Raw genomic sequence first — 21946 nt, forward strand, 5'->3', positions numbered from 1 at the left:
CACCTCCTTCTTGAGGATGCGCATCGACTGCCCGAGGCTCTTCGCCAGACCCGGGAGCTTCGGCGCACCGAACAGCAGCAGGACCACGAAGAGAATGGCGAGCAGGTGCACTCCGGTGAGGTTTCCAAGCATGCGAGCGGCTCCGATCCGTAGTGATTCCGCAATTATCGCACGTCGGACTGAATTGCAACCCCCGTTCCCCGCTGCCGGCGCGCGACCAGGCCGAGCAGCAGCGCGACGAGGCCGCCGAGACCCAGGCCGATCGCGCCGCCGATCAGCGCGGCGAAGCCGGCCACCTGCGCCATCGTGTAATCCGCGTCCTCCTCGATCGGGAAGAACAGGGACGCCAGGGCGGCGGCGATCGCGCCGAGCACCGCCGCCCCCACGATCACGCGCCCGTAGCGCACCGACCGCTGCAGCGTCACCTCGCGCTCGACCTCTTCCCCCCGGGGGGCGAAGAGCGGGTCCTCCGCCGGTTCGTGGGCCTCAACGTCCTCTTCGTTGTTCATGACCCTATTCTCTCAGGACCGCCTGAGGATCAGCGCGGGCGGCGGACGATCGGCAGCAGGCCCAGCAGGTCGGCGCGGGATCCCGAGGCGGTGACGCGCGCCTCGCTCAGCGCGGTCTCCCAGTCGAGGCTTCCGGTCGCGAGCGCCAGCCAGGTCTCGGCGTCGGTCTCGATGACGTTCGGCGGGGTGCCGCGCGTGTGCCGGGGACCCGCCACGCACTGGGTCGCGCCGAAGGGCGGCACCCGCACCTCGACCGAGTTGCCCGGAGCCAGCGCCGCGAGCTCCTCCAGCAGGTAGCGCACGGCGGTCGCGACGACGGCCCGCCCGGCGCCCCCGTCCAGCGCCGCCGCGAGTGCCGCCAGCCCGTCGGCCTCGGAGATCCTTCGCTTCGCCACAGTGACACCTTACCGCCGGCCCCTCCCGGCCCCGGTTCCGCGGGTGCGCCCCGTTCCGCTCCGGCGTCCGGTCCCGTCCGGCCCCGCACTGCCAGGCCCGGCCGGCCCGCCCGCCCGGCGCTCCGCCCCTCGTGTCCCGAAACGCGAGTCGCGAACAGCCGCCTCCCTCTCCGCGAAGCCGCCGTTTGCGACTCCGGTTCGCTCGTCGAGGCCCGGAATGCGGCGCCCCGAGCCGCGGACACTATCCTGGGACGGTGAAGATCCTCGTCCTGGGGCCGGGTGCCCGCGAACACGCCATCGTCCTCGCGCTTCTCGCCGAGGGGGCGAATCACGAGATCGTCTGCGCACCGGGCAACGCCGGCATCGCGGCGAGCGGGGTCGAGACCCCCGAGCTCGCGTACACGGACCCCGAGGCGGTCGCCGCGTTCGTGCGCGAGTGCGCATTCGACCTCGTGGTGGTCGGTCCGGAGGCGCCGCTCGTGGCGGGCGTGGCTGATCCGCTGCGCGCCGCGGGGGTGCCCGTGTTCGGGCCGGATCGGGCCGCCGCCCGGCTCGAGGGCTCGAAGGCGTTCGCCAAGCGCGTGATGGACGAGGCCGGCGTGCCGACGGGCAGCGCCGTGCGCGTCACCTCGCCGGCGGACGCCGGACCAGTGCTCGACGAGTTCGGCGCGCCCTACGTGGTGAAGGCCGACGGCCTGGCCGCGGGCAAGGGCGTGCTGGTGACGGAGGACCGCGCCGCGGCTCTGGAACACGTCGCCACGTGGGCCCCGCACGGAGACGTGCTGATCGAGGAGTACCTCGACGGCCAGGAGGTATCGCTCTTTTTCTTCGCCGACGGGCACGACGTGCTGCCGCTGAGCCCGGCGCAGGACTACAAGCGCGTCTTCGACGGCGACGAGGGGCCCAACACCGGCGGCATGGGCGCGTACTCGCCGCTGCCGTGGCTGCCGGGCGGCGTGGAGTCGTTCGTCGACGAGATCACCCGCACGGTCGCGCTGCCGACCGTGCGCCGGCTCGAGGCCGAGGGCACACCCTTCGTCGGGCTGCTCTACTGCGGGCTCATCGTCACGCCGAAGGGGGTGCGGGTCATCGAGTTCAACGCGCGCTTCGGCGACCCCGAGACGCAGGTGGTGCTGGCGCGCCTCGACTCGCCGCTCAGCCGGTACCTGCTGGCCGCGGCGAGCGGCGAGCTCGCGGCGCAGCCCGCACCGGAGTTCTCCGAGGATCCCGCGGTGATCGTGGTCGTGGCGAGCGAGGGCTACCCGGGCGAGGTCGTCACCGGTCGCGGGATCACCGGGCTCGAGGGAGCCGCGGCGGTGCCCGGCGTGCACCTCGTGCACGCGGCGACCGCTCGCTCCGACGATGACGGCTGGATCGCGACCGGCGGACGCGTGCTCGGGGTCGTGGCACGGGGCAGCGATTTCGGCGAGGCCCGATCCCGAGCCTACGAGGCCGTCGCGCTCATCGGCCTCGAGGGAGGCCAGCACCGCGGCGACATCGCGGCTCGGGTCGCGTAGCGGCGCTCACGGCGCGGCCCGGACCGGATCCCCCGCGATGCTACGCACCGCGGATGATGCTGTCGAAGTCCGGCTCCTCGGGGTCGTCGGAGTCGCGGGGTTCTCCCGGCACGGCCAGCCGCTCGACCTCGATGGTGTCGCCGGCCTCGGCGGTGTCGCCGACCTCGGCGTCGCGCGCGTCCTGCGCCTCCACGACGGGCACCGATCCCGTGTCGAGCTCGAGGCGATCTCCCACCTGCGGCTCCGCCTCGACCTCGATCTCCACGGCCTCGACCTCGACCAGCTCGGCGTCGACCTCGCCCTCGATCTCCAGCGGCGCGACCTCGAGCGCCCCGTCAGACGCCGCCTCGGCCGCCGCCTCGACGGCTCCGGCGAGCTCCGCCAGCAGCCGGCCCCATTCCTGCTGGGAGACCGCCGCGCGTTCAGCGGGCGCCGCGAGCGCGTCGAACCCCGTCTCCGTGACGGTGACGCCGGTCTCGTGGCCCTGAGAGCGCAGCGTCAGCAGCACCGCGGTCGTGCGCTCCTCGCCGGACTCCCGCCAGGTGAAGCCGAACGCGTGGCCCTCGACCCACACGTCGACCGCGCCCTCGGTCTCGCGCGCGGGCGAGGCCTCGCCCCCCTCCTCGGCCGCGGACCGGACGGCGACGGCGCCGCCGACCCCCGGCTCCAGCTGCAGGCCGGGCCACCACTCCGACCGGCGCCCCGAGTCGACCAGATACGACCACACCGCAGCTCTCGCGGCCCTCACCCGGCTCCGCGCTACAACCGGTCCCAGCGGGATCATGGTGCTCCTCATCAGGTCGATGCCACTTCGCGTGTCGTCATCCGCCGGTGGGCGCCGCCGGGGCAAACACCAGCGTACGCTAATGAGACTACCGGTATCCGCCGACATTGCGCCGAGAAACGCGGCGGGGATCCGCCGATCCCCTGTGCCCGCCCCCGCCCGGTCCGCACCCCCGCCCGCCCGCCCGTCCGTCCTCCCGAAACCGTGTGCGCCTTTCGGGCGCCCCATCGCGATGCGAGCGCCCGAAAGGCGCACACGGATCGAACCTCGGGCGCTTCGGAGAACGAGCAGGTGGAAGAATGGACGCGTGACGCAACTCTCCCCGCCCCCGCAGCTCGACGGCTGGCAGCACATCTACTCCGGCAAGGTGCGCGACCTCTACGTGCCCGCCGACGGCTCCGACGCGCAGCTGCTCGTCGTCGCGAGCAACCGCGTGAGCGCGTTCGACCACGTGCTCGAGCCGCCCATCCCGGGCAAGGGCGCGCTGCTCACGGCCCTGTCGAACTGGTGGTGCTCGCGCATCGACGTGCCCAACCACCTCGCGGGCGCGGGATCCGGGGCCCCCGCCGTTCCCGAGGAGGTGGCCGACCGTGCCATGCTCACCCGCCGCCTTCAGATGCACCCGGTGGAGTGCGTGGTGCGCGGCGCGCTCACGGGGTCGGGGTTCGCCGAGTACCGGCGCACCGGGGCGGTGTGCGGCATCGAGCTGCCGGCGGGCCTCGAGGACGGCGACCTGCTCGAGGCGCCCATCTACACCCCAGCGTACAAGGCCCCGCTCGGCGAGCACGACGAGAACATCAGCTACGAGCGCTCGGTCGAGCTGGTGGGCGAGGAGGCCGCGGCGGCGCTGCGCGACGCCTCGTTGCGCATCTTCGCCGAGGCCCGGGATCTGGCCGCGGCGCGGGGCGTGGTGCTCGCCGACACCAAGTTCGAGTTCGGGCGCGATCCGGGCAGCGGAGAGCTGGTGCTGGCCGACGAGGTGCTGACGAGCGACTCCTCGCGGTACTGGGAAGCCTCGGCGTACTTCGACGCCTCGCTGCCGCGCGCGAAGCGCCTCGCCTCCTTCGACAAGCAGATCGTGCGCGACTGGCTCGCGGCCAACTGGGACAGGCGTGGCGAGCCGCCCGTGCTCCCCGACGAGATCGTGGCGCGGACCCGCGCCCGGTACCGCGAGCTGCATGCGCGGCTGACGGGCGGGGCCTGATCCGGGGCCGCCCTGCCGCAGATACGGGATCTGCAGAAGATATGCCCGATCCGCCTCGGAATCGCATACGCATCGCAGATCCCGGATCTTCGACCACGGCGTCCGACTGCCGAGCGCACGGTAGACTGGGCCAGACTTCTGTGTTCTCGAGTTGGAGGCTCTCCAGTGCCCACGATTGTTGTTGACGTCATGCCCAAGGCCGAGCTGCTCGATCCGCAGGGCAAGGCGACCACAGGGGCCCTCGCCCGCCTGGGCCACGGCAAGTTCGAGAACGTGCGCATCGGCAAGCGCTTCGAGTTCACGGTCGAGGGCGAGGTGACCGACGAGGTGCTCGCCGAGGTGCGCCAGGTGGCCGACGAGATCCTCTCGAACGCGGTCATCGAGGACGTCGTCTCGATCGCCGTCGACGGCGAGACTCTCTGATGTCGACGAGGATCGGCGTTGTCACCTTCCCCGGCTCGCTCGACGATCGCGACGCGCAGCGCGCCATCCGCATCGCCGGGGCCGAGCCCGTCGCGCTCTGGCACGCCGATCACGATCTGCAGGGCGTCGACGCCATCGTGCTGCCGGGCGGCTTCAGCTACGGCGACTACCTGCGCCCCGGCGCGATCGCGGCGATCTCGCCGATCATGACCGAGGTGATCGGCGCGGCGCACGGGGGCATGCCGGTGCTCGGCATCTGCAACGGCTTCCAGGTGCTCGTCGAGTCGCACCTGCTGCCGGGCGGCCTGATCCGCAATGCGCACCAGCAGTTCATCCGCCGCGACCAGCGGATCGTGGTCGAGAACGCCGACACCGCGTGGACCAGCGAGTTCGAGCGCGGTGAGGAGATCGTGATCCCGCTCAAGAACGGCGACGGGGGTTACATCGCGAACGACGATACGCTCGAGCGGCTCGAGGGCGAGGGGCTCGTCGCCTTCCGCTACGCGGGCGTCAATCCCAACGGCTCGCTGAACGACATCGCGGGGCTCACGAACGAGCGCGGCAACGTCGTCGGCCTCATGCCGCACCCCGAGCACGCGGTCGAGCCGGGCTTCGGCCCGGACATGCCCGAGGCCATGCGCTCCGGCGTCGACGGCCTGAGGTTCTTCACGAGCGCTGTCGCGGCGCTCGCGGCTCGGGTGTAGCCCGCCCGGTGTAGCCCGCCCGGTGTAGCCCGCCCGGTGTGGCCGCCCGGCTGCGCCGAGACGCCATCGGTTTCCCGAGACACCACGAAAGCAACGCGAATTAGGTGGCGTCTCGGGTGGCTCATGGCGTCTCGCTGCGAGATGCGAGAACGGTGGATCCGGGGCCGGCGAGGACCGCGGATCCGTGAACCGCAGCCCCTCCGACGCGCCCGGGCCCGCGCCTACGACGCCGCGGCAGCCCGGGCCGCGGCGGGCAGGGCTGCGGCGATCCGCTCCAGGGCGGCATCGTCGTGCGCGGCCGTGACGAACCAGGCCTCGAACGCGCTCGGGGGCAGGTTGACGCCCCGCTCGAGCATGGCGTGGAAGAACGCCCGGTGGCGCCCGACCTCCTGCCCCTGCACGGTCGCGTAGTCGAGGGGGGCCTCGGGGAACTCCCCGAAGAGCACGCTGAACAGGGTTCCCGCTCGCTGCACGCGGAAGGGCGCGCCAGCCGCGGTGAACGCGCTCGACACCTCGGAGACGATCGCCTCGGCCGCGCTCGCAAGACGCTTGTACGCGGCGAGATCCGCGTGCCGCAGCGTCGTGAGCCCCGCGGCGACCGCGAGCGGATTGCCCGAGAGCGTGCCCGCCTGGTAGACGGGACCGAGCGGGGCGAGCAGCTCCATGATCTCGGCGCGGCCGCCGAGCGCGGCGAGCGGCAGGCCTCCGCCCACGACCTTGCCGAAGGTGAACAGATCGGGCGAGACGCCCTCGGGCACCCGCGCCTGCTCGATCCCCCAGTATCCGGACGGCCCGGCGCGGAAGCCCGTGAGCACCTCGTCGAGGATCACGAGCGCCCCGTGCCGATGCGCGAGGTCGATCATCGCGGCGGTGAAGCCGGGCTCGGGCGGGAGCACGCCCATGTTCGCGGCCGCGGCCTCGGAGATGACGGCTGCGATGCGGTCGCCGTGCTCGGCGAACGCCGCGGCGAGCGCGGTCGGGTCGTTGTAGGGCAGCACGAGCGTCTGGCCCGCGGTCTCGGGCGTGACCCCGGCCGATCCCGGCAGGGCGAGGGTGGCGAGCCCCGACCCGGCCTCGGCGAGCAGCCCGTCGGAGTGACCGTGGTAGTGCCCAGCGAACTTGACGATGAGCGGGCGGCCGGTGGCCCCGCGCGCGAGCCTGATCGCGGTCATGGTGGCCTCGGTGCCCGTCGAGACGAGCCGCAGCCGCTCGACCTCGGGCACCCGCGCGATGATCTCCTCGGCGAGCTCCGCCTCCTCGGGCGCGGAGGCGCCGAAGCCGAGCCCGCGCCCGGCCGCGGCCTGCACCGCCTCGACCACGGCGGGGTGGGCGTGCCCCAGCAGCGCGGGACCCCACGAGGCCACGAGGTCGACGTACTCGTTGCCGTCGGCGTCGGTGACCAGGGGACCTCGCCCGGAGACGAGGAAGCGCGGCGTGCCGCCGACGGAGCCGAAGGCGCGCACGGGGGAGTTCACGCCGCCGGGGATGACGCGGGAGGCGCGCTCGGCGAGCGCCGCGCTGCGCTCGGTGCTCGTGACGGATCGCGGGGTCGATGCGGCGCTCATCGCAGCCACCCCGCGAGCTCGACGGCGAAGTAGCTGAGGATCGCGTCGGCCCCCGCGCGCTTGATGCCGATCACCGACTCCTCGACCGCACGGCGCCGGTCGATCCACCCGTTCGCGGCCGCCGCCTCGATCATGGCGGCCTCGCCGGAGACCTGGTACGCCCAGACGGGCACGGGGCTGACCGCGGCGACATCGGCGAGCACGTCGAGGTAGCTCATGGCGGGTTTCACCATGATCACGTCGGCGCCCTCGGCAACGTCGAGTTCGGCCTCGCGCAGGCCCTCGCGACGGTTGGCGGGATCCTGCTGGTAGGTGCGGCGGTCCCCCGTCAGCTGCGAGTCGACGGCCTCGCGGAACGGGCCGTAGAACGCCGACGCGTACTTCGCGGAGTAGCCGAGGATCGCCGTGTCCCGGTGACCGGCCTCGTCGAGGGCGTCGCGCACGGCGGCCACCTGCCCGTCCATCATGCCGGAGAGCCCGAGCAGCGCGGAGCCCGCCTCGGCCTGGGCGACGGCCATGGAGCGGTAGCGATCGAGGGTCGCGTCGTTGTCGACCGTTCCGCGGTCGTCGAGCACGCCGCAGTGGCCGTGGTCGGTGAACTCGTCGAGGCAGAGGTCGGTCTGCACGACGAGCGCGTCCCCCGCCTCCGAGACGGCGGCGCGGGTGGCGAGGTTCAGAATGCCGCGCGGATCGTCGGCCGCGCTGCCGCGGGCGTCGCGCACGCTCGGCACGCCGAACAGCATGACGCCGCCGACACCGGCCTCCGCGGCCTCGGCCGCGGCGCGGCGCAGCGAGTCGAGGGTGTGCTGGAAGACGCCCGGCATGGAGGATATCTCGCGGGGTTCGCCGATGTCCTCGCGCACGAAGAGGGGCAGGATCAGCTCGGCGGGGTGCAGGCGGGTCTCGGAGATCAGTCTGCGCATGGCCGGGGTGGTGCGCAGGCGGCGCGGTCGGACGGTGGGGATCATGCGGGGTGTCCTTCTGATCGATTCGAGTGGTCGGAGGGTGGGAGGGGCAGCGCCGCGAGCACGGCGAGCAGGCCCCCTGAGGTGTGCTCTTCGGCGATGGCCCCGGCCCGCAGCCCGAAGTCTGCGAGCGCGCGCGCGGTCGGGCCGCCGATCGCGACCACGGCGGTTGCGGCGGGGATCGGGGCGAATCGGCGGGCGATCTCGCGCGCCCCGGATCCGCTCATCGCCAGGATCGCGTCGAACCCGCCCGCCGCGACGGCGGTCTCCAGCTCGGCGTCGCGGGGCGCGGGAATGGTGCGGTAGGCCGTGACGCGCTCCGGGGAATGCCCGGCGGCCGTGAGTGCGGCCTGGAGGTCGGTGCCCGCGATCTCGGAGAGCGGGAGCAGCAGGCGTCGCCGCTCACGGCCCGCGAGCGCTTCGATGAGGGCCTCGGCCAGCCCGCGCGCCGAGAAGTCGCGCCCCGGCTGCACCGCGACCTCGAAGCCGCGCTCGCCCAGGGCGTCGGCGGTGGCCGGCCCCACCGCCGCGACCGGCGACGAGCGGGGCTTCGCGCCCGCCTCGGCGAAGGCGTGAGCCCCGGCGGCGCTCGTGACGACGAGCCAGTCGTAGGAGCCCCTGTTCCAGCGGTCCGCGGCCGCGGCGAGCGCATCCGGGCGCTCGGGCGGCGCGGTGACGGTGAGCGGCGCGACGACGGCCTCGCCGCCGCGCTCGCGGATCCCGGCCGCGAGGCGGTCGCCCAGCGCCCCGCCGCGGGGCACCAGGATCCGGCGTCCGGCGAGGCTCCGCCCGCCGGGTGCGCCGGCGCTCCGGGCAGCGGCGCGCTCCGCGGATTCCGGACTCACCGCTCGCCTCCGAGCGGCGCGAGCGCGGCGGCGCCCCGGGCGAGCAGATCGTCGGCGACGGCCCTGCCCAGCTGCTCCGGGGCGCCGAGGTGGTCGAGGTGCCCCTCGATCCAGGGCAGCTCGGCCTGCGCGGTCAGCCGCTCGCGGCCGTCGAGCCGGTAGACGCTCGCGCTGAGCACCAGCCGGCCGTCGTCGACTCGGGCGGTGGCGCCGATGGGCGCGGAGCACCCCGCCTCGAGGGCGGCGAGCAGCGCGCGCTCCGCGAGGGCGCGGGCGCGCGACTCGGGATCGTCGAGCGCGGCGAGCGCGGCGGCATAGGGGGCGATCACGGCGTCGCTGCTCCGCGCCTCGATGGCCAGCGCTCCCTGCCCGGGGGCCGACGGCGCCGCGGCGAGCGGGAAGCGCTCCGTGATCGCCGCCGAGCGCCCCAGGCGATCGAGCCCGGCGGCGGCCAGCACGACCGCGTCGAGGTCGGCGCCGACGCGGCCGAGCCGGGTGTCGACGTTGCCGCGCAGGTCGAGCACCTCGAGGTCGGGCCGCGCTGCGAGGAGCTGCGCGACGCGGCGCGGCGATCCGGTGCCCACCCGGGCGCCCTCGGGCAGCTCGGCGAGCGCCAGCCCGTCCCTGGCGCACAGCGCGTCGCGCGCGTCGGCCCGCCCGGGGACCGCGCCGAGGGCGATGCCGTGGCACGGGGCCGTGGGCAGGTCCTTCAGCGAGTGCACCGCGAGGTCGCACTCGCCCGCCAGCAGCGCGTCGCGCAGCGCGCTCACGAAGACGCCGGTGCCCCCGAGCTGCGACAGCGGGGCGCGCGAGGTGTCGCCGTGCGTGGTGACGATGACGAGGACCACCTCGAGGCCCGTGGCCGCGGCGACCGTCTCGGCCACCGTGGTGGTCTGCGCGACGGCGAGCGCACTCCCCCGGGTGCCGATGCGGATCAGGCCGGGCGCGGCGGCCACCGGCGAATCGGAGCGGCGCACGCGCGCGGCGGTTTCGCGGTCGTTCATCTCTGCTGGGCTCCTTCGCGGTGGGGGACGGTGGCTCCGTCGCTGTCGATGGTCGTGCGCGCGGCCTCTTCGGCCGCGGCGCGTGCGCCGGGAATCACCGAGGCGAGGCCCGTGCCGCTCACCCAGTCCCCCGCGAACACGACGCCCGGCGGCGCCTCGAGCGCGTCGCCCGCCGCCGGGTCGCCCTGCCGAGCGTTTCCAGCCTCCCACTCTCGGCGGATCATGTGGCGGACCGATGCCTCGCCGAGCTCGATCCCGAGAATGCGCGAGGCATCGCGCACCGCGAGCCGAAGCGCAGCCTCGTCGCCCAGGCCGCCGGTCGCGGGAGCGCTCCCGAGGCGGCCGTAGGAGAGGCGGATCAGGTGGCGGCCAGGCCCGAAGAGGCGGGCGCGGTCGGGCCACTTCGCCGTCGCGTGCGTCAGCGCCTTCGCCGCGATGCCGGAGGCGGACTCCGCGACGAGCGCCCCCGTGCCGCGGGGGGCGCTGTCGAGTCGGGGGTCGTCGACGACGAGCGCGACCACCTCGACGCGCCCGCTCGGAGCCGCCGGAGGCGCGCCGAGCAGCCGCCGGGCCGCGGCCTCGGAAACGGCCAGGATCACGGCGTCCGCGCGGACGAGCGGCTCGCCCCGCGCGCCGGTCACGGCCCAGACCCGGCGCCCTCGGCCGTCCCGCTCGGCTTCCAGGCGACCCGCCGCGACCCCCGTGCGCACGACGACGCCCGCGCGGTCGAGCTCCGCGGCGAGCGCGGCGACGAGGGCGCCCATGCCGCCGCGCAGGCCGGCGACCGCTCCCCCGGCCGCGGCGCGGCTGTCGCGCAGCTCGCGGCCGGCGGCCAGGAGCGAACCGCTGCGCTCGAGCGCGGCGGCGAGGCCGGGCACGTCGGCGACGGTCATGTCCGATGGGTCGGCCGAGTGGACGCCGAGCACCACGGGGCGCACGAGGCGCGCGAGCACGCGCGGACCGAGGCGGGCTCGCACGAGTTCCGCGAGGGATCCACCGCGGCCCAGGTGCCGCGGCAGCATCGGCTCGGCAGCCGCCCGCAGCGCCCCGACGGGCCCGAGCGCCCGCACGGCGTCTCGGGAGAGCGGAGCGGCGGGGATGCCGATCGCACCGGCGGCGGGAAGCGGAACCGCGCCCGTCCCCGTGACCACCCAGGAGCCGAGGGGCGCGGGGCGCACGATCTCGTCGGCCAGACCGAGCTCGGCCAGCAGCGCCGCGACCGCGCCGCCCCGGGTCGCGAAGGCCTCGGCGCCGATGTCGACCGCTACGCCGTCGACCGTCTCGCCGCGGACGCGCCCGCCGAGGCGGTCCCCCTCCTCGACGAGCACCACGCGCGCGCCGGCGCGGGCGAGGTCGCGGGCCGCGACGAGCCCCGAGACGCCGCCGCCGATCACCGCGACGGTGCCGTCGCGGTGATCGGCGGGGTCAGCGCGCATGCGCGAGTTCCACGATGCGCGTGAGCACGGCGGGGTCGGTCTCGGGCGGCACGCCGTGCCCCAGGTTCAGCACGTGCGCGGGCGCCCGCGAACCCCGGCGCAGCACGTCTTCGAGGTGCTCCTCGAGCTGCTCCGGCGGCGCGCCGAGATACGCAGGATCGAGGTTGCCCTGCAGCGTCACGGTGTCGCCGAGCCTGCGGCTCGCCTCGTCCAGCGGCGTGCGCCAGTCGACGCCGACGGCGCTCACCCCGACGCCGGCGAGCTCCTCGAGCAGGTGCCCCGATCCGACCGCGAAGTGGATCATCGGCACCGTCGCGGCGTGCGCCGCGTAGCCCTCGCGGAGCGGGTGCCCGAATCGGAGGCCGCGCACCGCGTCGAGCGTGCGGCGCGAGGCGGGTGCGACGTGCTCGCGGTAGTCGGTCGCGCTGAGCGATCCCGCCCAGGAGTCGAACAGCTGCACCGCGCTCGCACCGGCCTCGACCTGCGCCTCGAGGAAGACCCCGCTGAGATCCGCCGCCCACTCGAGCAGCTCGCGCCAGGTCTCCGGATCGGAGTGCATGAGGGTGCGGGCGCGCAGGTGATCGCGGGAGGGACCGCCCTCGACGAGGTAGGCGGCGAGCGTGAAGGGCGCGCCCGCGAACCCGACGAGGGGCGTGCCGCCGAGCCGGGCGACCGTGAGACGCACCGCCTCGCGCACCTGATCGAGCGCATCGCGCAGACGGTCGGCGGTGAACTCGGCGCGGCAGCGGGCCACGTCGGCCGCGGTGCGCACCGGATGGGCGAACACCGGGCCGCGGCCGGCGACCAGGTCGACCTCGACACCGGCGAGGCGCATCGGAACCACGATGTCGCTGAAGAAGACCGCGGCGTCGACCCCGTGCCGCCGAACCGGCTGCAGCGTGATCTCGCTCGCGAGCTCGGGATTCACGCAGGCGTCGAGCATACGATGGTCTGCGCGGATGGCCCGGTACTCGGGCAGCGACCGGCCCGCCTGGCGCATGAACCAGACGGGGACGCGCTCGGGACGATCGCCGCGGAGAGCCCGTATCAGCGGGGCGTCGCTCGTGCGGCCGTCGGCGAGTGGGTGCGAGGCTGGGAGGAAGTTCATCGGTCGAGATGCTAGCTTATAGATCTGATGTGACACATCTGATCTACTCAGCTTGGGGCGCGGCCCCGATCCCGATCCAAGAATTACCCCCGATCAAGACACCTGTCGAGAATTTTCATGCTGCTCTGCCTCTCTGTCGATCATCGGCATGCCGACCTCGAGCTGCTCGAACGCATCGAGCGGCGCACCGAGACCGTGACCGCCGCCCTCAGCGATGCGGAGTTCGCGCGCGGCGCCGTCGTGCTCGCCACCTGCAACCGATTCGAGGCCTATCTCGATGCGCCCGGCCTCGCCCCCGAGCAGGCGCTCGACGGGCTGGCGCGGGCCGCCGAACTCGCCCCCGACGAGCTCGCGGGAGTCTGCTCCGTGCATCGCGGCGACGCGGTGGCCGAGCACCTGTTCGCGGTATCCGGCGGACTCGAATCGGCCGCCGTGGGCGAGGGGGAGATCGCCGGACAGGTGCGGCGCGCCATCGACGCGGCGCGCACCTCCGGCCGGTCGAGCACGGAGCTGGAGCGGCTCTTCCAGCACGCCATGGTGGTCTCGAAGCAGATCAAGCACCGCACCGGCCTGCAGTCCCAGGGCCGCTCGCTCGTGCAGCTCGCCCTCGCGATGGTCGACAGCCGGGTCGGCGACTGGGGCACCGCCCGCATCCTGCTCATCGGCACCGGCGCCTACGCGGGGGCGAGTCTGGCGGCGCTGCGCTCGCGCGGGGCGCAGCACATCGGCGTCTACTCGCCGTCGGGCCGGGCGGAGGCGTTCGCCGCCTCCCACGCCCTCCGTCCCGTGACGACAGAGGCGCTCGATACGGAGCTGCGCAGCAGCGACCTGGTGGTGGCCTGCAGCAGCATGAACGAACCGCTGCTCACCCGCGACCGCTTCGACGAGACCGTCACCGAGGGCAGTCCGCCGTTCTGCGCCCGGTTCGGGCGCCTCGAAGCGCCGGCGCGCACCCGCATCAGGCCCCGGCTGCTCATCGACATGGGGCTGCCGCGCAACATCGCGCCCGACGTCGCGAGCGTTCCCGGCGTCGAGCTGCTCGACCTCGAGACGATCGCCCTGCACGCCCCCATCCCCGAGCTCGGGGCAGAACTTCAGGCCCGGGACATCGTGCGCACCGCCGCCGCCGAGTTCGCGGCGATGCGGGCCGAGCGCGAGGCGGTGCCCGCGCTGCGGGAGCTCCGCTCGTTCGTCGACGAGGTCCTCGAGGACGAGATCGCGAGAATTCGCGGCCGCGGCTCCGACGGCAGCGGCGCGGCGGAGACCGAGGCCGCCCTGCGGCACCTGGCCGGTCGCCTGCTGCACCGGCCCACCGTGCGGCTGCGGGAGCTCGGCCGATCCGGGCGCGCGGCCGAGGGGGTCTCGGCCGTCTCGGCTCTCTTCGGCGATGGGCCGGGCCGGGCGGTAACGCCCGAGTAGGCGATCGACGCCCAGGGGACAGAAACCCGAAGAACCGCCTCCCCGCCCCTCGATCGCCTCCCCGAAGCGCGGGGAGGCGGCGGGCGCGACGCTCAGGGCCGGTAGTACACGGCCACCCGGCGGCCCCCGTGCTCGAGCACCTCGACGGGCGTCTCGAAGACACGCTCCAGGACCTCCGAGGTGACGATCTCCTCGGGCGTTCCGGAGGCGACGACGCGCCCGTTCGCGAGCGCCACGATGCGGTCGGCGTAGGCCGCCGCGAAGTTGACGTCGTGGATCACCAGCACGATCGTCTTGCCCAGGGCGTCGGCGGCGGCCCGCACCTGCGCCATCATGCTGACCGCGTGCCGCATGTCGAGCCCCGTGAGCGGCTCGTCGAGCAGCACGTAGTCGGTGTCCTGCGCGAGCACCATCGCGACGAACGCGCGCTGCCGCTGTCCGCCCGAGAGCTCGTCGACGAAGCGGTCCTCCATCCCCGCCAGGTCGAGGAACGCGATCGCGGCGTGGACGGCGCGCTCATCGGTCTCCGTGAGCCGGCCGGCCGAGTGCGGGAAACGGCCGAAGGTGACGAGCTGCCGCACCGTCAGCCGCGCCACGAAGTGGTTCTCCTGCTTGAGGATCGACACCACCCTCGCGAGTTCCCTCGACCTCGCGGCGCGCACGTCGAGACCGCCGACCACGACGCGACCGCTATCCGCGTCGAGCAGGCGCCCGATGATGGTGAGCATCGTCGACTTGCCCGCCCCGTTGGGGCCGATCAGCGCAGTCACCCCTCCCCGCTCGATGGCGAGGTCGACGGGGCCGAGCACCCTTCGGCCGGCATATCCCTTCTCGACCCCGGACAGCTCGATGCCGGCGGCCGCGGTGCGAGCGCTCGCTTCGGTCAACGCATTCCCTTTCTCAGCAGGACGACCAGGAACAGCAGCCCGCCCGCGAACTCGATGATCACCGTGACGAGGCCCGCCGCGGCGAAGACGTGCTTGAGCACGAAGGTGGCTCCGAGCAGCGTGACGAGCCCGAGGCCGATGGCGAGCGGGATGATCTCGGCGTGCGAGTCCCCGCGCGCGAACTGGTAGGCGAGCGTCGCCACCAGGAATCCGTAGAAGGTCATCGGCCCCACCATCGTGGCCGAGACCGATATGAGAACCGACACGAGCACGAGGATCGTGACGACCTCGCGCCGATAGTCCACCCCGAGCCCCACCGCCACGTCGCGGCCGAGCGCGACCACGTCGTAGGTGCGGCGACGCGTCCAGACGAACACGAGGATGAGGAGCACGATGCTCACCGCGATCGGCAGGTAGTCGGGGTTGCCCTTGCCGATGCTGCCGAAGAGCCGCGCGCTCAGCACGTCGAACTCGCTCGGGGTCAGGGTGCGCTGCATGAATGTCGAGACCGAGCCGAAGCCGATGCCGAGCACCACCCCCACGAGCAGCAGCAGGTGCAGATTCGCCCGCTTGCCCGAGAACAGCCAGCCGTAGAGCAGCGAGGCGAACAGCACCATGAGCGCGCTCTGCGCGATGATCTTCGGAATGCCCTCCATGCTCGCCGCAGCGGTGCCGAAGACGAACACGAGCGCCGTCTGCACGAGCACGTAGAGCGCGTCGAAGCCGAGGATCGACGGGGTGAGGATGCGGTTCGACGTGGCCGTGTGAAAGATCACCGTGGCGAGGGACTGACTCACCGCGACGAAGGCGATCGTGCCGAGCGACGTGAGGCGCGTCTGGGCGATGATCCGGAATCCCGGGCTGCCGACAGGCGCGGGGTTGTCGTAGACGAGGATCGCCACGGCGAGCGCCGCCGCGATGACGTAGACCGCGACGAACGGCAGGGCGCGCCGCAGTCGCCCGCTCCGGGGCGCGTCGAGGGCGGGCGGCTCACCGCTGCCGGCGAGCTTCACGATGCTGCTCGTCACAGGATCCTCCGCTGTCTGAGCAGCAGCGCGATGAACACGACCGAGCCGACGAGGCCGAGCACCATCGAGACCGGGATCTCGAAGGGCATGATGATGACCCTCCCGATGAGATCGCACGCGACGACCAGTGCGACGCCTCCGAGACAGACCCACGGGAGATTGCTGCGCACGTGGTCGCCGCGAATCATGGAGACGACGTTCGGCACGACGAGGCCGATGAGCGGCAGGAAGCCCACGACCACCGTGGTGACGCCCGCCGCGACCGCCACCAGGGCGGTGCCGCCGATGAGGATCGCCTCGTAGCGCACGCCGACACTCGTCGCCACGTCTTTGCCGAGCCCGGCCACCGTGATGCGATCCGCCATCACGAACACGAGCAGGGTCACGATCGCGGCCACCCACAGCACCTCGTAGCGCCCGCGCACCACCGCCGTGAAGCTGCCCATGAACCAGGTGCCGAGCATCTGCAGCAGGTTGAACTGCACCGCGAGGAAGGTGGTCAGCGAGCTGATGATCGCGCCGAGCATGATGCCGATGAGCGGCACCACGAGGGTGGTGCGGATCACGATGCGGCGCAGGATCAGCATGAAGACCATGGCTCCGGCGAACGCGAAGCCGCTCGCGACCGCCATCCGGCCGACGAGGCCGAGATCCGGCACCAGCAGCGCGCTGAGCAAGAGGCCCAGCGCCGCCCACTCGGTGGTACCCGAGGTGGTCGCGTCGACGAAGCGGTTCTGGGTGAGCATCTGCATCACGAGACCGCTCGTGGCCATCGCCGCTCCGGAGAGCACGAGCGCGACGGTGCGGGGCACGCGCGTGATCCAGAACATCTCGGATCCGAACTCCTGGCCCGAGATGTCGTAGACGCCGACGGCGAGCGACGCGGCCAGCATGCCGAGCACGAGCAGGATCGCCGCGATCAGCAGCCAGCGGCGGCGGGGCGGCGGCGCGAGTTCGGGCGCCACCGCACGGGTGCCGCCGATGCTGCGGGTGCGCCGAGCGGGGCCTTCGCCCCCACGGACGACCGCCCCGCTCTCGCGACCGTCACCGGCCGCCGCTGGCTCGACTCCGGGGCTCATGCGGCGGAGAAGGCCTCCCCGAGCTGCGTGAACAGCTTCGTGTAGGCCTGGATGCCCTCGGTCAGGTAGAAGTTCGGATCGAGGATCACGATCTGAGCCTGCTGCACGGCGGTGACGTTCTGCAGCGCCTCGGACTTCGCGATGAGCTCGTCGGCGGGAGCCGACCCCTCCTCGCGGTTCTCGGGAGCGAAGGCCGCGTCGCGGTCGAGCGCGACGATCCAGTCGGGGTTCGACTGGGCGATGGCCTCGACGCTCACCTCGTCGCCCTGGTCGTTGTCGGTGGCGCCCTCGATCTCGAGCGCCGGCTGCCAGCCCAGCTTCGGGAAGACCTGGCCGAGCGAGCGCCCCACCTTCGGAGCGAGGTAGCCGATCTTTCCGCCCGAGGTGTTGACCGCCATCACGGTGTCGGTGCCATTGTAGGCCTTCTTGGCATCCGCGACGGCGCCGTCGAGCTGCTCGCTCAGCGCTGCGGCCTCTTCTTCGCGGTCGAAGATCTGGCCGAGGATCTCGGTCTGGCGCTTGAGCTCCTCGAACTGGTCCTCGCCCTCGCGCGGGGCGATCTCGATCACCGCGGCCTGCGGATTCTGCTCCTTGATCTGATCGTAGTAGTCGGCGAAGCGGTAGCCGCCGATGATGAGGTCGGGCTGCGCGGCCACGATCGTCTCGAGGTTGGGCTCCCGGTGGTTGCCCACGTCGGCGACCTTCGGATCGTCGATGTAGTCGGGCCACACGCTGCCCATCACGCCCTTGGGAACCGCGGCAAGCTCGATGTTCCACTCGTCGAGCGTGTCGAAGACGGTGTTGTCGAGCGCGACGACCGTCTTGGGGTTCACCGGGACCTCCACCTCGCCGCGGTTGTCGGTGATGACGACGGTGCTCGCGGTCTCGCTCGTGCCGCCCTTCTCAGCGCCCGGGTCTGCGGGTGCGCCCGACGAGCAGGCGGAGAGCGCGAGAGCGGCGCTGAGCGTCAGCACCGCGACGGAGGCGGTTCGGATAAGGCGTGTCGACACGGTTGTCTCCTCGGAATCGGCGGGCGAACGAAGCGCCGGGCGCATGGACGCCGGCGCGGTCAGACCCGGCACCGCTCACGCGCGGACCCGAGTCATCGGAAGAAGATTAGGCTCACCTTCATCCGATGTTCAAGTCGCGTTCACGAAATCACTGATGAAATCGGCGTTTCGTCGGTGTCTGCTACGCCCTCGCCATGCCCCTCCCTCGGCAGGAGTCGCGAGCAGGGCGGCGGTCGAGGCGGTCGGGGGAGAGTCTCGGCCCGACGTGTACCTGGCCCCGGAACCCGCCTACCGCTGCCCGGCCTGGCCCGGGCCCAGCGCCGAGAAGTCAGGCTGTCCGTCGGGGCGAGCCGGCAGCGGGCGCCCGTCGGGGAACGTGGGCCACGGAAGCAGCGGCTGGGCCTGCACCTGGGCGGGCTGCTGCACCTGCAACTGCGGAGCACCCTGCCCGGGCTGCTGCGCCTGCTGCGAGGCCGCCGCACGTGCCGTCGCGGCAGCCGCACGAGCGGCCTCCCGCGCCTCCGAACCGTAGGACCAGCGCAGCAGCAGCGTGATCGACAGGCCGAGCGCGGTGAGGATCAGCAGGGCGGTCGCGATCTTCCAGTACAGGTCCGGGATGTGCAGGTCGAAGGCCTCGATGCCCACGGGGGCGGTGAACAGTATCCCGGACAGCACCGCGAGCACGCTCGTGACGAAGGCGAAGCGGGCGACGACGACGGGCAGCCGCTCGCCGATCTGCAGCAGCACCTGGCAGCAGAAGATCACGAGCCTCGTGACGAGGATCACGAACACCGACTTCCAGAAGATCTCCCAGATGAGCGAGAAGGAGTCGTACGGAGTCATCCAGATCACGATGAGCAGCAGACCGAGGATGTAGGCGTTGGCGATCAGCGCGACGGGCGCGTACCACTCCGACTTCTGCTCCCTGCGCGTATCGAGGGCGGTGAAGAGCACGAACACCGCGAACAGCGCGAAGGTGGAGAACACCCGCTCGAACTTGCCCTCGAAGTCGCCGATGAACAGCAGCGAGATCGAGGCGATAGTGAGACCCGCGAGCAGGATGATGCTGACCTTGAGGAAGGTCGAGAGACCCGCGCCCGAGCCCTCCGGCCTGGGCGCCTTCTCGCGCCTCTTCGGCTGCGGGCGCTGCTGCGGCGCCTGGGCAGCGTCGTGCTCCCGGCCCTGCGAGGTCTGCCAGGAGAAGGGCTGCTGAGCACCCTGCTGCGACGCGTCCTGCGCGGGCTCCTGCGCCGGGGAGTTCGGACGGGGTGCGTTCGTGTTCGGATCACTCATGCCTCTCAGTCTCCCCCGTTCGGCTGAAAATCACCAGCGGCAGGCCGCTGCGCCCGCACGCCTCCCCCTTCCCGCTTCCCCACGCCCCTTCCCGCACAGATTCACCTCCGAACACCTCGGATTCGCCGGAACGAGGTGCCCGGAGGTGAATCGGTGCCGCTGGGTGATGCCCGTGTCCCGGGCGGCGCCGGACACGCGGCGGGCCACGGGCCGACCGCGTAGACTGGATCCCGTACGTTCGGCGCGCCCCGGTCGCCGATCCCGAACCCGATTCACGGAGCACATCGAGCGTGACTGACACCGCCCAGGCCCCCGCCGACCCCCGCCCCGATACCGTCGCCGACGCCATCGCGACGCCCGACAAGGAGCAGCCGTACGGCGCCCTGGGCCTGAAGCCCGACGAGTACGAGCGGATCCGCGAGATCCTGGGCCGCCGCCCCACCTCGGGCGAGCTCGCCATGTACTCCGTGATGTGGTCGGAGCACTGCTCGTACAAGTCGTCGAAGATCTACCTGCGCCAGTTCGGCAAGAAGGTCAACGACAAGATGCAGGAGCGCCTGCTCGTCGGAATGGGCGAGAACGCGGGCGTGATCGACATCGGCGAGGGCTGGGCCGTGACCTTCAAGGTCGAGAGCCACAACCACCCGTCGTACATCGAGCCGTTTCAGGGGGCCGCGACCGGTGTGGGCGGCATCATCCGCGACATCATCTCGATGGGGGCGCGCCCCGTCGCCGTGATGGATCAGCTGCGCTTCGGCGACATCGACGACCCCGACACGGCCCGAGTGGTGCACGGCGTGGTCGCCGGCATCTCGTCGTACGCGAACTGCCTCGGCCTGCCGAACCTCGGCGGCGAGACGGTGTTCGACGGCGTCTACCAGGCCAACCCGCTCGTCAACGCGCTCGGCGTGGGCGTGCTGCGCCACGAGGACCTGCACCTCGCCAACGCCTCCGGCGCGGGCAACAAGGTCGTGCTCTTCGGTGCGCGCACGGGCGGCGACGGCATCGGCGGCGCGTCGATCCTCGCCTCCGACAGCTTCAGCGAGGGCGGGCCGACCAAGCGCCCGGCCGTGCAGGTGGGCGATCCCTTCGCCGAGAAGGTGCTCATCGAGTGCTGCCTCGAGCTGTTCCGCGGCGAGCTCGTCGAGGGTATCCAGGATCTCGGCGCGGCCGGCATCTCCTGCGCCACCTCCGAGCTCGCGGCCAACGGCGACGGCGGCATGTTCATCGAGCTCGACAGTGTGCTGCTGCGCGATCCCTCGCTCACCGCCGAGGAGATCCTCATGTCGGAGAGCCAGGAGCGCATGATGGCGGTCGTGCACCCGTCGAAGCTCGACGCCTTTCTCGAGGTGACGAAGAAGTGGGACGTCGAGACGAGCGTGCTCGGCGAGGTCACCGACACCGGCCGCCTCGTCATCAACTGGCGCGGCGAGGAGATCGTGAACGTGGACCCCTCGACCGTGGCGGTCGACGGCCCCGTGTACGAGCGCCCCGTGGAGTACCCCTCGTGGATCGACGCGCTGCAGGCGAACGGCGTGCGCGAGGCCGGTCTCGCCCGCGCGGGCTCCGGCGACGAACTGCGCTCGCAGATGGTCGCGGTCGCGGCCTCGCCGAACCAGGCCGACGTCTCCTGGGTCACCAACCAGTACGACAAGTACGTGCTCGGCAACACCGCGCTCTCCTTCCCCGACGGAGCGGGCATGATCCGCGTCGACGAGGATTCGGGCCTCGGCGTCTCGATCGCCACCGACGCGAACGGGCGCTACTGCCAGCTCGATCCCTACGTCGGCTCGCAGCTCGCGCTCGCGGAGGCCTACCGCAATGTCGCCGCCTCGGGCGCCGTGCCGACCGCGGTCACCGACTGCCTCAACTTCGGCAGCCCCGAGAACCCCGAGGTCATGTGGCAGTTCTCGCGCGCGGTCGAGGGCCTCTCGGACGCCTGCCTCGCGCTCGAGGTGCCCGTGACGGGCGGCAACGTGTCGCTCTACAACCAGACGGGCGACACCCCCATCCACCCCACCCCGGTAGTGGGCGTGCTCGGCATCATCGACGACGTGGCGCGCCGCGTGCCGAGCGGATGGCAGGATCAGGGCGAGCACCTCTACCTGCTCGGTGCGACACGGGACGAGCTCGACGGCTCGGCGTGGGCGGGCACCGTGCACGACCACCTCGGCGGCAAGCCGCCGGTGGCCGTGCTGGACGACGAGCGCGCACTGGCCGAGCTGCTGCACGCGGCTGCGCTGGGCGGCCTGCTCTCGGGCGCGGTCGACCTCTCCGAGGGCGGGCTGGCGCAGGCGCTCACCGACGGGGCGCTGCGCTTCGGCGTGGGCGCACGCGTGTGGATCGACGAGATCGTCTCGCGCGACGGCGTCGACGACACGGCCGCGCTTTTCTCGGAGTCGCAGGCGCGCGTGCTCGTCGCCGTGCCGCACGAGGAGGAGGTCAAGTTCCGCGGCCTGTGCTCGGGGCGCGACTTCCCGGTGCTGCGCATCGGCGTGACGGACGGCTCGGGGGAGGCCGCCGCGATCGAGGTGCAGGATCGCTTCACGCTGCCGCTCGCGGAGCTGCGTGCCGCGTCGCAGGCGACGCTGCCGTCGCGGTTCGGCGCGGTCGTCGGCGACGACGACCCCCGCGGGGTCGCCCCGGATGCCGCCGCTGCGCGCTTCGAGCGCTCGATGCAGGCTCCCGGCCCGGGCATCTCGGAGTGATCGCCGAGCCGGGGCTCTCGGGCGCTCCGACCCGATGGTTGCCCGGCTTGTTAGCATGGGAGC

The 21946-nt window shown here is 72.7% G+C and carries 21 protein-coding genes; 6 read left to right on the forward strand and 15 right to left on the reverse strand.

Going from position 1 to position 21946, the window contains the following annotated elements:
* The 3 genes from D1J51_RS18560 to D1J51_RS11650 all read right to left on the reverse strand — a co-directional run.
* Nucleotides 1–132: twin-arginine translocase TatA/TatE family subunit (locus D1J51_RS18560; protein WP_205547879.1), on the reverse strand; the 132-nt coding region annotated here is incomplete at its 3' end.
* Between the two features lie 32 nt (nucleotides 133–164).
* Nucleotides 165–509 (reverse strand): hypothetical protein, encoded by a 345-nt coding sequence (locus D1J51_RS11645; protein ID WP_119075411.1) that lies wholly within the window; start codon nucleotides 507–509, stop codon nucleotides 165–167.
* Nucleotides 510–538: 29 nt separating this feature from the next.
* Nucleotides 539–904 carry a sterol carrier family protein gene (locus D1J51_RS11650; RefSeq protein ID WP_119075412.1) on the reverse strand — a complete coding sequence of 122 codons (366 nt, stop codon included), beginning with the start codon at nucleotides 902–904 and terminating at the stop codon, nucleotides 539–541.
* Between the two features lie 254 nt (nucleotides 905–1158).
* On the opposite strand from D1J51_RS11650, the gene purD reads away from it, so the two are divergent.
* A complete protein-coding gene (gene purD, locus D1J51_RS11655) occupies nucleotides 1159–2421 on the forward strand; it encodes a phosphoribosylamine--glycine ligase (protein WP_119075414.1) in 1263 nt (420 codons plus the stop codon).
* Nucleotides 2422–2461: 40 nt separating this feature from the next.
* Here the strand turns inward: purD and D1J51_RS11660 are convergent, their stop codons facing one another.
* Complete coding sequence (locus tag D1J51_RS11660; protein ID WP_162903796.1) at nucleotides 2462–3217, reverse strand: SRPBCC domain-containing protein; 756 nt, start codon at nucleotides 3215–3217, stop codon at nucleotides 2462–2464.
* A 295-nt stretch (nucleotides 3218–3512) separates the two neighbouring features.
* On the opposite strand from D1J51_RS11660, the gene D1J51_RS11665 reads away from it, so the two are divergent.
* The 3 genes from D1J51_RS11665 (at nucleotide 3513) to purQ (ending at nucleotide 5536) form a co-directional block, all read left to right on the forward strand.
* Entirely contained in the window at nucleotides 3513–4409 is an 897-nt protein-coding gene (locus D1J51_RS11665; protein WP_240423189.1) for a phosphoribosylaminoimidazolesuccinocarboxamide synthase, read from the forward strand.
* Between the two features lie 165 nt (nucleotides 4410–4574).
* The gene (gene purS / locus D1J51_RS11670) at nucleotides 4575–4832 is read left to right on the forward strand and encodes a phosphoribosylformylglycinamidine synthase subunit PurS (protein WP_119075417.1); all 258 of its coding nucleotides are present in this window, start codon (nucleotides 4575–4577) and stop codon (nucleotides 4830–4832) included.
* On the forward strand, nucleotides 4832–5536 hold the full coding sequence (gene purQ / locus D1J51_RS11675) for a phosphoribosylformylglycinamidine synthase subunit PurQ (RefSeq protein ID WP_119075418.1): 705 nt from the start codon (nucleotides 4832–4834) through the stop codon (nucleotides 5534–5536). Before purS ends, purQ begins: the two co-directional genes overlap by 1 nt.
* A 221-nt stretch (nucleotides 5537–5757) precedes the next feature.
* Here purQ and D1J51_RS11680 read toward each other — a convergent pair whose 3' ends face one another.
* The 6 genes from D1J51_RS11680 to hemE are packed head-to-tail and all read right to left on the reverse strand — an operon-like array spanning nucleotide 5758 to nucleotide 12459.
* Entirely contained in the window at nucleotides 5758–7101 is a 1344-nt protein-coding gene (locus D1J51_RS11680) for a glutamate-1-semialdehyde 2,1-aminomutase (protein WP_119075509.1), read from the reverse strand.
* Nucleotides 7098–8069, reverse strand: a complete 972-nt coding sequence (gene hemB / locus D1J51_RS11685; protein ID WP_119075420.1) for a porphobilinogen synthase — start codon at nucleotides 8067–8069, stop codon at nucleotides 7098–7100. The genes D1J51_RS11680 and hemB overlap by 4 nt, the downstream gene beginning before the upstream one ends.
* On the reverse strand, nucleotides 8066–8911 hold the full coding sequence (locus D1J51_RS11690; protein ID WP_119075421.1) for a uroporphyrinogen-III synthase: 846 nt from the start codon (nucleotides 8909–8911) through the stop codon (nucleotides 8066–8068). The genes hemB and D1J51_RS11690 overlap by 4 nt, the downstream gene beginning before the upstream one ends.
* Nucleotides 8908–9915 carry a hydroxymethylbilane synthase gene (gene hemC, locus D1J51_RS11695; RefSeq protein ID WP_119075423.1) on the reverse strand — a complete coding sequence of 336 codons (1008 nt, stop codon included), beginning with the start codon at nucleotides 9913–9915 and terminating at the stop codon, nucleotides 8908–8910. The genes D1J51_RS11690 and hemC overlap by 4 nt, the downstream gene beginning before the upstream one ends.
* Nucleotides 9912–11351: a protoporphyrinogen/coproporphyrinogen oxidase gene (locus D1J51_RS11700; RefSeq protein WP_119075425.1), complete on the reverse strand. Its 1440-nt coding sequence runs from the start codon at nucleotides 11349–11351 to the stop codon at nucleotides 9912–9914. Before D1J51_RS11700 ends, hemC begins: the two co-directional genes overlap by 4 nt.
* Complete coding sequence (gene hemE / locus D1J51_RS11705; RefSeq protein ID WP_119075426.1) at nucleotides 11341–12459, reverse strand: uroporphyrinogen decarboxylase; 1119 nt, start codon at nucleotides 12457–12459, stop codon at nucleotides 11341–11343. Before hemE ends, D1J51_RS11700 begins: the two co-directional genes overlap by 11 nt.
* A 117-nt stretch (nucleotides 12460–12576) precedes the next feature.
* Between hemE and D1J51_RS11710 the strand changes: the two genes are divergently transcribed.
* Nucleotides 12577–13878: a glutamyl-tRNA reductase gene (locus D1J51_RS11710; protein WP_119075428.1), complete on the forward strand. Its 1302-nt coding sequence runs from the start codon at nucleotides 12577–12579 to the stop codon at nucleotides 13876–13878.
* A 92-nt stretch (nucleotides 13879–13970) separates the two neighbouring features.
* On the opposite strand, the gene D1J51_RS11715 is transcribed toward D1J51_RS11710, so the two are convergent.
* From D1J51_RS11715 to D1J51_RS11735, 5 genes are all read right to left on the reverse strand, one after another.
* Nucleotides 13971–14765 (reverse strand): iron ABC transporter ATP-binding protein, encoded by a 795-nt coding sequence (locus D1J51_RS11715; protein WP_371414086.1) that lies wholly within the window; start codon nucleotides 14763–14765, stop codon nucleotides 13971–13973.
* Complete coding sequence (locus D1J51_RS11720) at nucleotides 14762–15793, reverse strand: iron chelate uptake ABC transporter family permease subunit (RefSeq protein ID WP_119075429.1); 1032 nt, start codon at nucleotides 15791–15793, stop codon at nucleotides 14762–14764. Before D1J51_RS11720 ends, D1J51_RS11715 begins: the two co-directional genes overlap by 4 nt.
* The gene (locus D1J51_RS11725; RefSeq protein WP_119075431.1) at nucleotides 15790–16872 is read right to left on the reverse strand and encodes an ABC transporter permease; all 1083 of its coding nucleotides are present in this window, start codon (nucleotides 16870–16872) and stop codon (nucleotides 15790–15792) included. Before D1J51_RS11725 ends, D1J51_RS11720 begins: the two co-directional genes overlap by 4 nt.
* The gene (locus tag D1J51_RS11730) at nucleotides 16869–17882 is read right to left on the reverse strand and encodes a siderophore ABC transporter substrate-binding protein (protein ID WP_205547877.1); all 1014 of its coding nucleotides are present in this window, start codon (nucleotides 17880–17882) and stop codon (nucleotides 16869–16871) included. Before D1J51_RS11730 ends, D1J51_RS11725 begins: the two co-directional genes overlap by 4 nt.
* A 288-nt stretch (nucleotides 17883–18170) precedes the next feature.
* Nucleotides 18171–19175, reverse strand: coding sequence for a hypothetical protein (locus tag D1J51_RS11735; RefSeq protein ID WP_119075434.1), 1005 nt, complete (start codon nucleotides 19173–19175; stop codon nucleotides 18171–18173).
* A 290-nt stretch (nucleotides 19176–19465) separates the two neighbouring features.
* Here D1J51_RS11735 and purL point away from each other — a divergent pair, with 290 nt between their 5' ends.
* Entirely contained in the window at nucleotides 19466–21883 is a 2418-nt protein-coding gene (gene purL, locus D1J51_RS11740) for a phosphoribosylformylglycinamidine synthase subunit PurL (protein WP_240423190.1), read from the forward strand.
* Nucleotides 21884–21946: the final 63 nt, after the last annotated feature.

The sequence above is a fragment of the Leucobacter sp. wl10 genome (genome assembly GCF_003569785.1).
Taxonomy (GTDB): domain Bacteria; phylum Actinomycetota; class Actinomycetes; order Actinomycetales; family Microbacteriaceae; genus Leucobacter.

What these genes read in the sequence shown, in the direction of transcription:
- hemB (WP_119075420.1), bottom strand. Translation starts at nt 8,069, where the DNA reads ATGATCCCCACCGTCCGACCGCGCCGCCTGCGCACCACCCCGGCCATG.
- D1J51_RS11700 (WP_119075425.1), bottom strand. Translation starts at nt 11,351, where the DNA reads ATGCGCGCTGACCCCGCCGATCACCGCGACGGCACCGTCGCGGTGATC.
- D1J51_RS11645 (WP_119075411.1), bottom strand. Translation starts at nt 509, where the DNA reads ATGAACAACGAAGAGGACGTTGAGGCCCACGAACCGGCGGAGGACCCG.
- D1J51_RS11725 (WP_119075431.1), bottom strand. Translation starts at nt 16,872, where the DNA reads ATGAGCCCCGGAGTCGAGCCAGCGGCGGCCGGTGACGGTCGCGAGAGC.
- purQ (WP_119075418.1), top strand. Translation starts at nt 4,832, where the DNA reads ATGTCGACGAGGATCGGCGTTGTCACCTTCCCCGGCTCGCTCGACGAT.
- D1J51_RS11710 (WP_119075428.1), top strand. Translation starts at nt 12,577, where the DNA reads ATGCTGCTCTGCCTCTCTGTCGATCATCGGCATGCCGACCTCGAGCTG.
- hemC (WP_119075423.1), bottom strand. Translation starts at nt 9,915, where the DNA reads ATGAACGACCGCGAAACCGCCGCGCGCGTGCGCCGCTCCGATTCGCCG.
- D1J51_RS11735 (WP_119075434.1), bottom strand. Translation starts at nt 19,175, where the DNA reads ATGAGTGATCCGAACACGAACGCACCCCGTCCGAACTCCCCGGCGCAG.
- D1J51_RS11660 (WP_162903796.1), bottom strand. Translation starts at nt 3,217, where the DNA reads ATGAGGAGCACCATGATCCCGCTGGGACCGGTTGTAGCGCGGAGCCGG.
- D1J51_RS11680 (WP_119075509.1), bottom strand. Translation starts at nt 7,101, where the DNA reads ATGAGCGCCGCATCGACCCCGCGATCCGTCACGAGCACCGAGCGCAGC.
- hemE (WP_119075426.1), bottom strand. Translation starts at nt 12,459, where the DNA reads ATGAACTTCCTCCCAGCCTCGCACCCACTCGCCGACGGCCGCACGAGC.